12 protein-coding genes are annotated in these 14432 nt (G+C 73.6%); 8 read left to right on the forward strand and 4 right to left on the reverse strand.

Going from position 1 to position 14432, the window contains the following annotated elements:
• The first annotated feature begins 33 nt into the window (after nt 1–33).
• Nucleotides 34–1164 carry a DNA integrity scanning diadenylate cyclase DisA gene (disA, locus tag OIE69_RS18685; RefSeq protein WP_018559543.1) on the forward strand — a complete coding sequence of 377 codons (1131 nt, stop codon included), beginning with the start codon at nt 34–36 and terminating at the stop codon, nt 1162–1164.
• A 60-nt stretch (nt 1165–1224) separates the two neighbouring features.
• On the opposite strand, the gene OIE69_RS18690 is transcribed toward disA, so the two are convergent.
• Entirely contained in the window at nt 1225–2067 is an 843-nt protein-coding gene (locus OIE69_RS18690) for a hypothetical protein (protein WP_326573015.1), read from the reverse strand.
• 182 nt (nt 2068–2249) lie between these two features.
• Here OIE69_RS18690 and OIE69_RS18695 point away from each other — a divergent pair, with 182 nt between their 5' ends.
• The 5 genes from OIE69_RS18695 (at nt 2250) to OIE69_RS18715 (ending at nt 6497) form a co-directional block, all read left to right on the forward strand.
• Nucleotides 2250–3137, forward strand: coding sequence for an HhH-GPD family protein (locus OIE69_RS18695; protein ID WP_326573016.1), 888 nt, complete (start codon nt 2250–2252; stop codon nt 3135–3137).
• Between the two features lie 143 nt (nt 3138–3280).
• Nucleotides 3281–3850, forward strand: coding sequence for a SigE family RNA polymerase sigma factor (locus tag OIE69_RS18700; protein ID WP_392567528.1), 570 nt, complete (start codon nt 3281–3283; stop codon nt 3848–3850).
• A 5-nt stretch (nt 3851–3855) separates the two neighbouring features.
• Nucleotides 3856–4539 (forward strand): hypothetical protein, encoded by a 684-nt coding sequence (locus OIE69_RS18705; protein ID WP_326573017.1) that lies wholly within the window; start codon nt 3856–3858, stop codon nt 4537–4539.
• The gene (cseB, locus tag OIE69_RS18710) at nt 4532–5215 is read left to right on the forward strand and encodes a two-component system response regulator CseB (RefSeq protein ID WP_326573018.1); all 684 of its coding nucleotides are present in this window, start codon (nt 4532–4534) and stop codon (nt 5213–5215) included. The genes OIE69_RS18705 and cseB overlap by 8 nt, the downstream gene beginning before the upstream one ends.
• Before the next feature lie 49 nt (nt 5216–5264).
• On the forward strand, nt 5265–6497 hold the full coding sequence (locus OIE69_RS18715) for a HAMP domain-containing sensor histidine kinase (RefSeq protein ID WP_326573019.1): 1233 nt from the start codon (nt 5265–5267) through the stop codon (nt 6495–6497).
• 108 nt (nt 6498–6605) lie between these two features.
• Here OIE69_RS18715 and OIE69_RS18720 read toward each other — a convergent pair whose 3' ends face one another.
• Nucleotides 6606–8150 carry an MDR family MFS transporter gene (locus OIE69_RS18720; protein WP_326573020.1) on the reverse strand — a complete coding sequence of 515 codons (1545 nt, stop codon included), beginning with the start codon at nt 8148–8150 and terminating at the stop codon, nt 6606–6608.
• A 124-nt stretch (nt 8151–8274) separates the two neighbouring features.
• Here OIE69_RS18720 and OIE69_RS18725 point away from each other — a divergent pair, with 124 nt between their 5' ends.
• Nucleotides 8275–8859, forward strand: a complete 585-nt coding sequence (locus OIE69_RS18725; RefSeq protein WP_326573021.1) for a TetR/AcrR family transcriptional regulator — start codon at nt 8275–8277, stop codon at nt 8857–8859.
• Here the strand turns inward: OIE69_RS18725 and OIE69_RS18730 are convergent.
• Nucleotides 8841–9554 carry a M23 family metallopeptidase gene (locus tag OIE69_RS18730; protein ID WP_326573022.1) on the reverse strand — a complete coding sequence of 238 codons (714 nt, stop codon included), beginning with the start codon at nt 9552–9554 and terminating at the stop codon, nt 8841–8843. The two genes, OIE69_RS18725 and OIE69_RS18730, sit on opposite strands and share 19 nt — an antisense overlap.
• Before the next feature lie 349 nt (nt 9555–9903).
• Between OIE69_RS18730 and OIE69_RS18735 the strand changes: the two genes are divergently transcribed.
• On the forward strand, nt 9904–12636 hold the full coding sequence (locus OIE69_RS18735) for an NACHT domain-containing protein (protein WP_326573023.1): 2733 nt from the start codon (nt 9904–9906) through the stop codon (nt 12634–12636).
• On the opposite strand, the gene OIE69_RS18740 is transcribed toward OIE69_RS18735, so the two are convergent.
• A complete protein-coding gene (locus tag OIE69_RS18740) occupies nt 12633–14390 on the reverse strand; it encodes an RICIN domain-containing protein (protein WP_326573024.1) in 1758 nt (585 codons plus the stop codon). The genes OIE69_RS18735 and OIE69_RS18740 overlap by 4 nt on opposite strands.
• Between the last annotated feature and the right edge of the window lie 42 nt (nt 14391–14432).

A 14432-nucleotide genomic window follows, 5' to 3' on the forward strand; every position in this document is an offset into this window, starting at 1 on the left:
CCATCCGGGCATCCGTACGACCGGAGGAGAGCAGTGGCAGCCAACGACCGGGCGGCAGCTCCCGGCAAGGCCTGGAGTCGCGAGGGCTCCGGCGGTGAGGGCCTGATGCGCGCCTCCCTGAGTGCCGTGGCCCCCGGCACCGGCCTTCGGGACGGCCTCGAGCGGGTTCTGCGCGGCAACACCGGTGGCCTCATCGTGCTGGGGATGGACAAGACCGTCGAATCGCTGTGCACCGGCGGTTTCGTGCTGGACGTCGAGTTCAGCGCCACCAGGCTGCGCGAGCTGTGCAAGCTCGACGGGGCCCTCATCCTCGACCGGGACATCACCAAGATCGTGCGGGCCGGGGTCCAGCTGGTTCCGGACGCGTCGATCCCCACCGAGGAGACCGGCACCCGCCACCGCACCGCGCAGCGGGTCTCCATCCAGACCGGCTTCCCGGTGGTGTCCGTCAGCCAGTCGATGCGGCTGATCGCCCTGTACGTGGGCGGGCAGCGCCGCGTCCTGGAGGACTCGGCGGCCATCCTCTCCCGCGCCAACCAGGCGCTGGCCACCCTGGAGCGCTACAAGCTCCGCCTGGACGAGGTCGCGGGCACGCTCTCCGCCCTGGAGATCGAGGACCTGGTCACCGTCCGGGACGTCACAGCGGTCGCGCAGCGCCTGGAGATGGTACGCCGGATCGCCAAGGAGATCGCGGAGTACGTGGTCGAGCTGGGCACCGACGGCCGGCTGCTCTCCCTGCAGCTGGACGAGCTGATCGCCGGCGTCGAGCCCGAACGCGAGCTGGTCGTCCGCGACTACGTGCCGGAGCCGACCGCCAAGCGCAGCCGCACGGTCGCCGAGGCGCTCACCGAGCTGGACGCGCTGCCCCAGGGTGAGCTGCTGGAACTGCCCACCGTGGCAAGGGCGCTGGGCTACGCGGGTTCCCCGGAGGCGCTGGACTCCGCGGTGTCGCCGCGCGGGTACCGGCTGCTGGCGAAGGTGCCGCGGCTGCCGAACACGATCGTGGAGCGGCTGGTCGAGCACTTCGGCGGGCTGCAGAAACTGCTGGCCGCGAGCGTGGACGACCTGCAGACGGTCGACGGTGTCGGCGAGGCCCGGGCCCGCTCGGTCCGCGAGGGCCTGTCGCGCCTGGCGGAGTCCTCGATCCTGGAGCGCTACGTCTGAGGACCCGCCCCGCGCCGGACGCCCTGGGCGTCCCGGGCGCCCGGCGCGTTCCCGGCGTCCCTAGACGTTCTTCAGGACGAAGGACGTCTGCTTCGCGGAGCGGCCGGGCAGCTTCACTTCGAGCAGGTAGGTGCCGTAAGGGGCCGTCCCGCCCTTGGGCGTGGCGCACTGCGGGGAGCTCGTCCGGCGGTCCCACTCGACGTCGTACGAGGTCGAGCCGCCCGCCGGTACCTGCAGCAGGTACGGGGCCCGGCTCTTGGGGCAGTCGTCGCTGGCCCACACGTGGTGGTCGTTGACGTCGGTGATGGACAGGACCGCCGAGTCCGGGCCGAAGTCCAGCTTGCAGGCGGTGGCCGAGGGATTGGTCACGGTCAGCGTGAACCGGGGCCGCTCGCCGGGCTCGTAGGCGTTGTCGGTGCTGCGCACGCTCAGCGAGACGCCGGATCCGCAGTCCGGCAACGAGGAGCCCGCGGGCAACTGCGCACCGCCGCCGCCGTTCCCGCCGCCGCTGCCACTGGCGCCCGAACCACCCGTACCCGCGGCGCCCGACGCACCGGGGTCCGCGCCACCGTCGGCCGCACCGGAGTCGCCGCCCTGCGAACTGCCCTCCGTGGCACCGGAGTCGCCCGAGCCTCCGTCCGAGGCGTCACCGCCGTCGTCACCGCCGCCGCCACCGACCGAACCGCCCGGGCGGGAGCTGTTGAGCGGACCGCTCGCGGACGGACCGGGGGTGATGGACGGCGCGGGTGAGCGGCCGTCCGGCCCGTTGGCGCTGTTCCCGCCGCCGTCGCGGGAATTGACGGCCCATACGACCAGGACGGTGAGCAGCGCGAGCAGGAGCAGCACAACCGCCCGTCGCCGCCAGTAGATGGAGGACGGGAGAGGTCCTACGGGATTGCGCATAGAGCCCACGCGCAAACCTTATGCGGTTTCCCTTGAATCGGACCAAGGCACGCGCGGCACGCTGGCAACTTGTGTGATTGATCAGCAGATCTCCCCTCCGTTCCGGGAACTCCCCGCCCGTTCGCACGGCCCGTCCGCGCTGCCCGCCGCGGCGGCCCCGGGGACGTAGGATCGGAGGCGCTATGAACGACGACCGCGACCACCACCCGCTGCACACACCCGTGATCGACTGGTTCGACGACAACGCCCGGGATCTGCCGTGGCGCCGTCCCGAGGCGGGCGCCTGGGGCGTCATGGTCAGCGAGTTCATGCTGCAGCAGACCCCGGTCAGCCGGGTCCTGCCGGTGTACGGGCAGTGGCTGGAGCGCTGGCCCACGCCGGGGGCCCTCGCGGGGGACCCCGCCGGGGAGGCGGTGCGCGCCTGGGGCCGGCTGGGCTATCCGCGCCGGGCGCTGCGGCTGCACGCCGCGGCGACCGCGATCGCCCAGCTGCACGGCGGCGAAGTACCCACGGACCACGCGGAGTTGCTGGCCCTGCCGGGGGTCGGCGAGTACACGGCCGCAGCGGTGGCCTCCTTCGCGTACGGGCAGCGGCACGCGGTGCTGGACACCAATGTGCGCCGGGTCTTCGCGCGTGCCGTGACGGGTGTGGAGTACCCGCCGAACGCCACGACCGCCGCCGAGCGCCGGGTCGCCCACCGGATGCTCCCCGCCGACGAGGCCACCGCCGCCCGCTGGGCCGCGGCCACCATGGAACTGGGCGCCCTGATCTGCACCGCCCGCGGCCCCGAGTGCGTGCGGTGCCCGATCGCCGGGCAGTGCGCCTGGCGGCTGGCCGGCTCCCCCGAGCACGACGGCCCGCCGCGCCGCGGCCAGACGTACGCCGGCACCGACCGCCAGGTCCGGGGCAGGCTGCTGGCCGTGCTGCGGGAGGCCACGGAGCCGGTGCCGCAGGCGGCGCTGGACGCCGTGTGGCACGAGCCCGTCCAGCGCGCCCGGGCGCTGGACGGCCTGGTCGCCGACGGTCTGGTGGAGCCCCTCCAGGACGGCAGGTACCGGCTGCCCGGCTGAGTGCCGCGCCCACCGGACGGCCGCGTCGTTACACAACCGATGGGTGGCTGTGGGTCCGCTGTGCGGCGGCGGTCGTCAAAGCCGTACATCCGCTCCGTAGCGTCGGGCTGGTCGTAATCGAGCACGCCGGACGGAGGGACGCCATGGCGGCGATCGCCCAGGGGACAGCCCAGGTCATGGACTTCGAGGAGTACGTGCGGAACCGGCAGGAGGCCCTGCTGCGCAGCGCGCGCCGGCTCGTCCCGGACCCGATCGACGCCCAGGACCTCGTCCAGACGGCGCTGGCGCGCACCTACCCGCGCTGGGGCGACATCGCCGACAAGAGCCTCGCGGACGCCTACATGCGCCGGGTGATGATCAACACCCGTACCGAGTGGTGGCGCGCCCGCCGGCTGGAGGAGGTGCCGACCCCCGAGCTGCCGGAGGGCTCCGTCGACGACGGCGCCGAGCAGCGGGCCGACCGGGCGATGCTGCTGGACGCGCTCGGCATGCTGGCCCCCAAGCAGCGCCAGGTCGTGCTGCTGCGCCACTATCGGCAGCTCAGCACGGAGGAGACGGCGCACGCGCTGGGCATGTCGGTGGGTACCGTGAAGAGCACGCTGCACCGGGCGCTGGCGCGGCTGCGCGCCGAGCTGGAGCGGCAGAGCAACGGATACGGAAGGCCCGTGGTGCCCGCCACGGGCGGTACGGAGGGCGTGTGCGCCGCAGCGTAGTCCCGGTGGGAGCCGCTGCCGCCGCTGTCGCGGTGTGCGGGGCGCTCGTCGCCGTGACCGGCTGCCGCGACGCCGGAGGTGTCCGCGAAGAGGGCACCGCCGCGGTCGCCTCCCCCGCCCCGGCGTCCCCCTCGGCGTCACCGCCGGCCCCGGACGCCCACCCCCTGGGCAGCGGGCGGTCGGCGGACCCTCGGACGGCGGACGCCAAGGCCGCCGCGGACGTGGTGCACCTGGTGAAGCGCGACCCGAAGGTGGCCCGGGACATCCGGGACAGCCTGGCGGCCTGCCCCGCGCCGTCCGCGGGCGTGCCGGCCCGTCCGAGTGCCTCGGTGGACCCGTACCCGGTGGACCGCCGCGCCGGCCGGCTGACCGGGAAGGACGCCACGGACCTGGTGGTCAACGTCTCGACCTGCGCGGACAGCGTGGGCATCGGAAGCTACGTCTACCGCCGTGTGGACGGCGGATACGTCAACGTCTTCGCCGACGAGCAGCCCCCCGTCTTCGCCGAGATCGGCGACGGCACCCTGAAGGTGACCCACCAGGTGTACGAGCCGCAGGACGCGGTCTCCAACCCCTCCGGCGAGGACGTGACCACGTACCGGTGGAACGGGACCCGCTTCGAGGAGGTCTCCTTCTCCCACCGCGACTACGAGACGGACGACGGCACCGGGAGCGGTTCGCATGGCTGAGACGCACGTCCTGTTCGTCGAGGACGACGACGTCATCCGCGAGGCGACCACCCTGGCGCTGGAGCGGGACGGCTTCGAGGTGACGGCCGTGCCGGACGGCCTGGCCGGGCTGGAGGCGTTCCGTGCCCGGCAGCCGGACCTGGCGCTGCTGGACGTGATGGTGCCGGGCCTGGACGGGGTGAGCCTGTGCCGGCGCATCCGGGACGAGTCGACGGTGCCGGTGATCATGCTCTCGGCGCGGGCCGACGCGATCGACGTCGTCCTGGGCCTGGAGGCGGGCGCCGACGACTACGTCACCAAGCCTTTCGACGGCGCCGTGCTGACCGCCCGCATGCGGGCGGTGCTGCGGCGCTTCCGGGTGGCCGCGGTGGACGAGCCCCCGGCCGGGGCGGGGGTGCTGACCTTCGGGGACCTGGAGGTGGACCCGGAGGGGATGGAGGTGCGGCGCGCCGGTGAGCGGATCGCGCTGACGCCCACGGAGATGCGGCTGCTCCTGGAGTTCTCGGCGGCACCGGGGACGGTGCTGTCCCGGGACCGGCTGCTGGAGCGGGTCTGGGACTACGACTGGGGCGGCGACACCCGGGTGGTGGACGTCCATGTGCAGCGTCTGCGGGCGAAGATCGGACAGGAGCGCATCGAGACGGTGCGCGGCTTCGGCTACAAGCTCAGGGGCTGACGCCGTGACCGCACGCCCCGGGGACCCCGCCGCGAGGAGGGGCCGTCGGATGCCGAAGATCGGGCTGCGCTGGAAGGTCTGCGTGGCGATCGCCGTGGTGTCGGCGCTGGTCGCGCTGGTGCTGAGCCTGGTCGTGCACAACGCGGCCCGGGCGAGCATGATCGACAACTCCCGGGACGCGCAGAACGAGCGGGTGCAGTTCGCCCAGCGGATCTACGAGTCCACCGGCCGGCTGACCATGAACGCACGGCTGGACGACCCCGACCTGCCCGCGCCGCTGAAGCGGCTGGCCCGGGAGGGCAAGCGGGCCACCTATGTCTCCGACGACGGCGGCGCGCCCGTGGTGTGGGCGGAGACCCCGCTGAAGGACGGCAAGATCCTGTCGCTGAAGGCGACCTTCACCGACCGTTTCTCGGTCCTGGAGGACCTGGACCAGGCCCTGGTCATCGGCTCGTCGGCGGTCGTGGTGGGCGGCACGGCGCTGGGCGTGCTCATCGGCGGGCAGTTGTCCCGGCGGCTGCGCAAGGCGGCCGAGGCGGCGGGCCGGGTGGCCGACGGGGAGACGAACGTGCGGGTGCGCGAGGCGATCGGCGGCCGGGTCCGCGACGAGACGGACGAGCTGGCGCGGGCCGTGGACGCCATGGCGGACGTCCTGGCCGGCCGGCTGGAGGCGGAGCGCCGGGTCACCGCGGACATCGCCCATGAGCTGCGCACCCCGGTGACGGGGCTGGTCACCGCGGCCGAGCTGCTGCCGCCGGGGCGCCCCGCGGAGCTGGTCAGGGACCGTGCGCAGGCGTTGCGCACGCTGGTGGAGGACGTGCTGGAGGTCGCCCGGCTGGACGGCGCGGCCGAGCAGGCCGACCTGCAGGACGTGGCGCTGGGCGACTTCGTACGGCGCAGGGTGGCGGCCGCGGCGCCCGAGGCGGCCGTGACCGTCCGAGGCGACGCCGTCGTCCGCACCGACCCCCGGCGGCTGGAGCGCGTCCTCGGCAACCTGCTGGCGAACGCCGCGCGGCACGGACGGCCGCCCATCGAGGTCATCGTCGACGGCCCGTACATGGAGGTCCGCGACCACGGCCCGGGCTTCCCCGGAGACCTGCTCCGCGACGGTCCGAGCCGCTTCCGCACGGGCAGCAGCGACCGGGCCGGCAGCGGCCACGGCCTGGGACTGACGATCGCCACCGGCCAGACCCGCGTCCTCGGCGCCCGGCTCACCTTCCGCAACGTGCCCGCGGAGCAGGGGGGCGGGGCGGTCGCCCGGCTGCTGCTGCCCCGGGAGTAGCCGGGCGGCGAGGCGGCGGGTCCCGCGCATACGGACGATGCCCGCACGCGGGTCGGAGAACGACCCCGTGCGGGCATCGGCAGCGGGTGGCGGGGTGGGCCGGGCGGCTCAGACCACCTCGACCGCGGCGACCGCCTCCTCGGTGCTGGGCGCGGTGGGCGCCGAGCGCAGCGGGATCTCCTTGACGAAGAAGGCCAGCAGGAAGCCGATGACGCTGACGACGGCGCCCCACAGGAAGACGTGGTGCGTGCCGCCCGCGACGGCGTGGAGGTAGGCGTCCTTCACCGGCGGCGCCAGCTTGGCCAGCCCCGCCGGGTCCATCTGGGCGGCACCGGAGCCGGCTCCCGCGGCCGCCTCGCCGAGGCGGTCCGTCATGGTGTTCTGCACCTGGTGGGTGAAGATCGCGCCGAAGAGGGCGACGCCGAAGGAACCGCCGATCGTCCGGAAGAGGGTGGAGGACGAGGAGCCGACGCCCATGTCCTTCATCTCGACGCTGTTCTGCGCTATGAGCATCGTGATCTGCATCAGGAAGCCCATGCCCGCGCCGAGCACGGCCATCCACACGCCGGAGACGAAGCGGCTGGTGCCGGTGTCCATCGTCGACAGCAGGTAGAGGCCGACGGTCATCAGGCCGCCGCCGACGATCGGGAAGATCTTGTACTTGCCGGTCTGGGTGGTGACCCGGCCGGCTATGAGCGAGACGACCATCATCGACAGCAGCAGCGGCAGCAGCAGCAGACCGGAGTTGGTCGCGGAGGCGCCCTGCACGATCTGCTGGAACAGCGGCAGGAAGGTCATCGCGCCGAACATCACGAAGCCGACCAGGAAGCCGATCACGGAGATCAGCGAGAAGTTGCGGCTGTGGAAGATGTGCAGCGGGATGACGGGCTCCGCGACGCGGGTCTCCACGTAGAGGAATCCGGCCAGCGCGGCCACGCCGAGCACCAGCAGACCCAGGATCTGGGGCGAGCCCCACTCGTACTGGTTGCCGCCCCAGGTGGTGAGCAGGACGAGCGAGGTGATGCCGACGGTGAGCAGCACCGTGCCGAGGTAGTCGATGCTGGTCTTGATCTGCTTCTTCGGCAGGTGCAGCACCGCCGAGATCATGAAGAGGGCGACCACCCCGAGCGGGAGGTTGATGTAGAAACTCCAGCGCCAGCCCCAGTTGTCGGTGATGTAGCCGCCGACGAGCGGGCCGCCGATCATCGCGACCGCCATGACGCCGGCCATCATGCCCTGGTACTTGCCGCGCTCCCGCGGCGGGATCAGGTCACCGATGATCGCCATCACACCGACGATCAGACCGCCGGCGCCCAGGCCCTGCACGGCGCGGAAGGCGATCAGCTGGCCCATGTCCTGCGCCATGCCGGACAGCGCCGATCCGATCAGGAAGATCACGATCGACGACATGAAGATGCCCTTGCGGCCGTACAGGTCGCCGAGCTTGCCCCAGACGGGCGTCGATGCGGCGGTGGCGAGCGTGTACGCGGTGACCACCCATGACAGGTGCTCCAGGCCGCCCAGCTCACCCACGATGGTGGGCATCGCGGTGCCGATGATCATGTTGTCCAGCATCGCGAGCAGCATCGCGATCATGAGCCCGAACAACACCACGCGCACGCTGCGCTGCGGGGTCTCGGCGGTCTCCGCCATCACAAGCTCCCCTACTTGTTTCTTGCTTCTCTTCGGTTGCTTACCTGCCGCCCGGCTAGTTGCCTGGGGCACCCTGACAGTATGCGGCTTACTAGCCGGGCGTCAAGTAAGTTAAAGTTCGCCCATGGCAACGCCCCACGCACGCAGAGGTGATACGCGACGCCGCATCCAGGACGTCGCGCTGGAACTCTTCGCCGAGCAGGGATACGAGAAGACGTCCCTGCGCGAGATCGCCGAGCACCTGGACGTGACCAAAGCGGCGTTGTACTACCACTTCAGGACCAAGGAGGACATCCTCAACAGCATCGTCGAGGACCTGGCCTCACCGGTCGACGAGCTGATCGCCTGGGCCAACGAGCAGCCGCGCACCCTGGAGACCAAGTGCGAGGTGCTGCGGCGCTACGCGGACGCGCTGTGGAGCGCCGGCCCGCTGTTCCGCTTCATCCAGGAGAACCAGGCCACCGTCCGCGACCTCAGCATCGGCGAGACCTTCAAGACCAAGCTGCTCGCCGTCCACTCCCTGCTCAAGGACCCGGACGCGCCGCTGACCGACCAGGTGCGCTCGATCACCGCGGTCTTCGCGATGCACGCCGGGATGTTCGCGATGCAGAACCTCGAGGGCGACCCCGAGGACAAGCGTGCCGCCGTCCTCGAGGTCGCCCAGGAGTTGATCGCCCAGACCTACCGGGGTCAGACCGACACGCCGTGAGACCGCAGGTAGGGCAGCGGGTTCACGGACGAGCCGTAGTAGGGGGTCTTGCGGATCTCGAAGTGCAGGTGGGGGCCGGTGCTGTTGCCGGTGTTGCCGGACAGCGCGATCTGCTGGCCCTGGCCGACGTACTGGCCGACGCGCACCTGCATCTTCGACAGGTGGCCGTACTGCGAGTACATGCCGTTGGCGTGGCGGATCACGATGTTGTTGCCGTAGGCGCCGCCCCAGCCGGCCTCGACGACGGTGCCGGCGCTCACGGCGTGGACGTTGGTGCCGATCGGCACGGCGAAGTCCTGGCCGGAGTGCTTGTGGGCCCAGCGGGCGCCGTTCTGCATGTAGCCCGCGGACAGCGCGTACTTCTTGACCGGCACCGACCAGCCGCTGTTGCTGCGGCTCTGCTGCTGCGGGGCGCTCTTCGCGGACTGCCCCACGTGGTTCCGGTGCTTCCAGTGCAGCTCGGCGCTCGCGTGGCGGTCGGCCTTCACGGCCTGGGCGGCGCGCTGCTGCACGTCGGCCTGCGCCCGGGTCACGTCCGCCAGCCTCCCGGCCGCGCCGAGGCCCAGCAGGCTCTCGCCCTGCGTCTGCGCCATGGCCGTCCCTGCCGCACCGAGTGCCAGCGAGGCGCACACGCCGGCGGTGACGACGGTACGACGGCCGCGGAAGACGGAGTTCGAGATCTTGGGCATGCGCATTCGGAATTACCTCGCGGAAATAGCCGGACAAGAGCAATGCGACGTGTTCGCCGCGGATCCCTTGTTAACCCGACATTCCGACCCCGGACAAACCCCCTCGTTCACTACCGTCTTTCGTAGCCGGTGTCGTCCGCGCCCCGCTTCCCCGCCTGCCGCAAGGGCCCTGTCCCCTAAGGTGATTCGTACGTGGCCCAGGTCACGTGGGTCACGTCACCGGCCCCGGGACCAAAGGGAATTGCCCTTCGGGACCTAGGTCCCGTGGCCCGGGTCACACGGAAAGAGAAATGCGGAGCCGGCGGAGCGCGTGAAGGAGAAGAGCGCGCGATCCGTATGACGGGGGGGCGGAAACGTGGATCCTTCGGCCGTGGGTGTACGGCTGGCGTCGGCCGTCGCGGGGCCGCTGGTCAAGAGGCTCTTCGTGGCCGAGGGCCCCGGCGCGGGCCTCGTCGACCGGCCGGTCCGCATCTCCTCGCGCGTCTCCTTCAGGGGCGAGAAGCGCACCCTCACCGACGCGGACCTGCGCGCCCTGGCCGCCAGGCTGGTGCGCCGCGCCCTGCGCGCCGGGGAACGCCCCGTCGGCGCCGACGAGGAGACCGCCGTCGCCGACGCCCTCGCGGCCTCCCTCCGGGCCCTGGGCGACCTCGACCTCACCGACGTGCAGGCCGTGGACCTCGGCCACACCGCGTTCGCCCGCGCCCTGCGCCGCGCCGCCGGTTCCCCGGAGCGGGAACTCAGCGCCGACGGCGCGCACTTCCACGAACGGCTGCTCGACACGGCCTGCCTGCACATCCTGCACTTCTTCACCCAGCGCTCGACCTTCGTCGCCGCCACCCTGGTCGAGCAGAGCCGGGCGCTGGGCGACCTGACCGCCCGCGTCGACGCGCTCATCACCCGCACCCCGCTGCCGGGCGGCGAGGACGCGGCCTTCGAGCGGCGCTACCTGGACTACGTCGCGAAGAAGTACGGGCGGCTCACGATCCACGGCCTCGACCTGGCGGACACCCCGGACCGCTGGCCGCTGGCCACCGCCTACCTCAGCCTGGAGGCGGTGCCGTCCGCCGGGCCCGCGGGCGGCGGGACGGAGGAGTCCGCCGGGCCGCGTGCCGCCGACCGGGCCCTCGCCGCGCACGAGCGGGTCCTGCTGCGCGGCGAGGCGGGGTCGGGGAAGACCACGCTCGTGCAGTGGCTGGCGACCGCCTGCGCGCGCCTGGACCCGGACGAGGGCATGGCGTACCTGGAGGACCGGATCCCCTTCGTCCTGCCGCTGCGCACCCTCACCCGCCACGGCGAGCGCCTCCCCGCGCCCCGCGACTTCCTCGCCGCCGCCGGCTGCCCGCTCGCCGGCACGCAGCCGGCCGGCTGGGAGGCCCGCGTCCTCGCGGAGGGCCGCGGGCTGCTGCTGGTGGACGGCATCGACGAGATCCCCGACGCCGAGCGCCGCCGAGCGCGGGCCTGGCTCGGCGATCTGCTCGACGCCCATCCCGGCAACCGCTGGCTGGTCACCTCCCGCCCCTCTGCCGTACGGGAGGACTGGCTGGCCGGGGAGGGATTCACCGAGCTGGCCCTGACCCCCATGGGCCCCGCCGACGTCGCCGCCTTCGTCCGCCGCTGGCACGCCGCCGCCGGGCCGGGGGCGGCCGGGTACGCCGAAGGGCTGCTCGGCGCCGTGCGTGCCGAACCGGACCTCGGCCGCCTCGCCACCAACCCGCTGATGTGCGGGCTGATCTGCGCCCTGCACCACGACCGCCGCGGCTACCTGCCCAGGGCCAGGAAGGACCTGTACGCCGCCGCCCTGTCGATGCTGCTGGTGCGCCGCGACCGCGAACGGGAGACGGCGGTCGTGCCGCTGCGCGAGGAGGCGCAGACCGAGTTGCTGCAGCGGCTGGCGTACTGGCTGGTCCGCAACGGCCGCACCGAGATGGACCTCGGCCGGGCCGAGGCCGTCGTCGCGCGGGCGCTGCCCGCCGTCCCCGAGGCCGCCGCGCTCGGCGACGCCACCGCCGTCCTGGCGCACCTCCTCGACCGCGGCGGCGTGCTGCGCCGGGCCGCCCCCGGCTCGGTCGACTTCGTGCACCGCACCTTCCAGGACCACCTGGGCGCCCGGGCGGCCGTGGCGGAGGGCGACTTCGGGCTGCTCGCCGCGCACGCCGCCGACGACCGGTGGGAGGACGTCCTGCGCATGGCGGTCGCGCTCGCCCGCCCGCCGGAGCGTTCCGCGCTCCTGCGGGACCTCCTCGACCGCGGCGACCTCGCCGCGGACCGGCGCACCCGGGCCCGGCTCCACCTGCTCGCCGCCGCCAGCCTGGAGGACTCCGCCGCCCTCGACCCGGGCGTGCGCGAGGCCGTGGAGCGGCGCGCCGCGGCGCTCGTCCCGCCCGCCGACGCGGGAGAGGCCCGCGCCCTGGCCGAGGCCGGGCCGCTCGTCCTGGATCTCCTCCCCGGCCCCGGCGGACTCTCCGACGCGGAATCCCTCCATGTCGTGGTGACCGCCTGCCACCTGCCCTCGGACCGGGCCGCCCGCTACCTGGCGGGCTTCGCCGCGCACCGGTCCCTGCGGGTCCGCGCCCAGCTGATGTGGTCCTGGCACCGCTTCGACTGCGCCGTGTACGCGCGGGAGGTCGTCGCCCGTCTCGACCCGGACGGCCTGGACTTCACCATCCGCTCCGCCGAGCAGCTGCGCGAGCTGCGCGGGCTCGGTCTGCGGCCCAGCCGCCTCGACCTGCGGGGCGACCTGCCCGCGGACGAGCTGGCCGGGTACGTGGCCGGGCTCGCGCTGACCGAGGTCAGGGTGAAGGACTGCACCCTGACCGACCTGCGCTTCCTGGCGGGCCAGCAGGGGCTGCGCAGGCTCGCGCTGCTCGGCCCGGGCGCGCCCGCCGACTGGACGTCGATCGGCGGGCTGCCCGCACTGCGCGAGCTGGAACTGGCCGCCCCGGCCGACGGCCGGCTCGACCTGTCACCGCTCGCCGCCCACCCCGGCCCGCTGACCGTGCGCGTTCCGCTGCCCGCCGACCGCCTGACCGGGGCCGACCGGCTGCCCGCGGGCGTGGCCGTCGTCCCCGGGCCGCGTCGGGGAGGCTAGTCGCCGTCCCGGTCCCTCCAACCGCCCCAGCCGCCGTGGCCCCGGCCGTCGTGGCCGTCCCCGTCGCAGTACCCGTCGCAGGGGTCCCCGCCGACGGTCGGCGAGCCGGTGGCCGAGGGCGTCGGGCTCGGCGGCGCCGAGGGCAGCGCGGCCACCCGGGTGGCGCCGGCGGCCAACCGCGAGCCGGTGGTGTACGCCACCGACTGGAAGCGGGGCGGGGTGACGGAGGTGTCGAAGGTCCAGCGCTGGACGGGCCGGCCGTCGCGGGGCCTGAGGACGACCGCGGCACCCGCCTCGCGGCCCGCGGGGGCGACCGCGAGCTGCTGGTTCCAGCGCGGGATGAGGTCCCCGGTCAGGGTGAGGTCGTAGCGCACGTCCTCGGCGCCGGTGACGAAGGACGCCGTGCACAGGCCGAGTTCCAGGGCGGGGCCGCGGTGGGAGTTGAGACAGTACGCGGGCTGGGCGACGCTGCGCATCAGCCCGTCCGGCTCGTACGACCAGAACTGCGTGGCGCCGGTGTCGCAGCGCGCGGTGGCCGTCTCGGTGCCGATGACGGTGCGGCGGCCGGTCAGGTCGACGCACAGGTCGTTGTCCCTGTTCCGGAGCCGGCCGCGGAGCCCGTCGGCGGGGACGGGGTCGGCGGTGACCGTGCCCGGTCCGGGCGCGGTGTCCGAGGTGGTGACCGGAGCCGAGACGGTGGGGGACGCCGTGGCCGCGGTGGGCGCCGTGCCGGAGGCACGGCCCTCGCCACCGCCGTCGCCGGTCGTGAGGCCGACGACCAGGGCGGTCACGAGGACGAAGCCGCCGAGGCCCAGCAGGGTCGCGGTGAGCCGCCGGCGGACACCGCTCGCGGCCCGGCGCCTGCGGCCGCCGCGGCGCCGTCCCGGGGAGCCGCCGGAGCCGTTCCCGGCATCGTTGTCATGCGCCGCCCGGCGGGAGGGGCGCGAGTCGTGGTAGCCCCGCGCCTCCCAGACCAGTACCGCCTCGGCGATCAGCACGCCCAGCCGGTCCCCGGAGTGGTCGAGCTGCTCGGCCGCGTACCGGCAGTGGTCGCAGCGGGCGATGTGCCGCTGCAGATCGGGCACGAGTCCGGCGCCGCCGCGGTGGACGGAGATGTCCAGGAGGCGGCTGAACTGCAGGCAGGCCTCGTACGGCGCGAGGTCCCGGTGCGCCTGGACGCAGGCCTCGCGGAAGCGGGTGCGGGCGAGCTCCAGCTGGGCCGCGGCCCGCTCCGGGTCGATGCCGAGCAGCCCGGCCGGTACGTCCAGCGGCTCGGCGTCGACCTCGGCGTGCCAGAGCAGGCAGCGGGCGGGCTCGGGGAGCCGCATGAAGGCCCGGTTCGCCAGCCGGCGGTTCTCGGGTACCGCCAGCCGGGTGTCGGCCTGGTCGGGGCGGGGGCGCAGCGTCCGGTGGAGCCAGGCCCGCCGGCGGTCGACGGCCCACTCCTCGGCGATCTTGTGGACGGTGATCAGCAGCTCGGGGCGCCAGGCGGCCGTGGGCCCGGTCAGTCGCAGGGTGTCGACGAAGACCCGGGTGAACGCGGCCGCCGCGAGTATCCCGGCGGCGTGTCCGGAGACCGTGCACAACTCCGCGTACTCGGAGACCGGCCGCCAATGGCGGGCCAGCAACTCCTCGAACGGCTGGTGCGCGTCTTCTTTTCCCAGGGACTTTCCGATCTCTCCGGACAGCGACTCGTCCGGTACGCCGAACAGCCGGCCGGGGTGCGCGGAATTCGGATGCGGGGATTCCTTCAACGAGAGTTTCCTTCCGCGTTCGCCCCGCCGGGAAAAGTACGA

It is taken from the genome of Actinacidiphila glaucinigra, from assembly GCF_035918135.1.
Classification (GTDB): Bacteria; Actinomycetota; Actinomycetes; order Streptomycetales; family Streptomycetaceae; genus Actinacidiphila; species Actinacidiphila glaucinigra.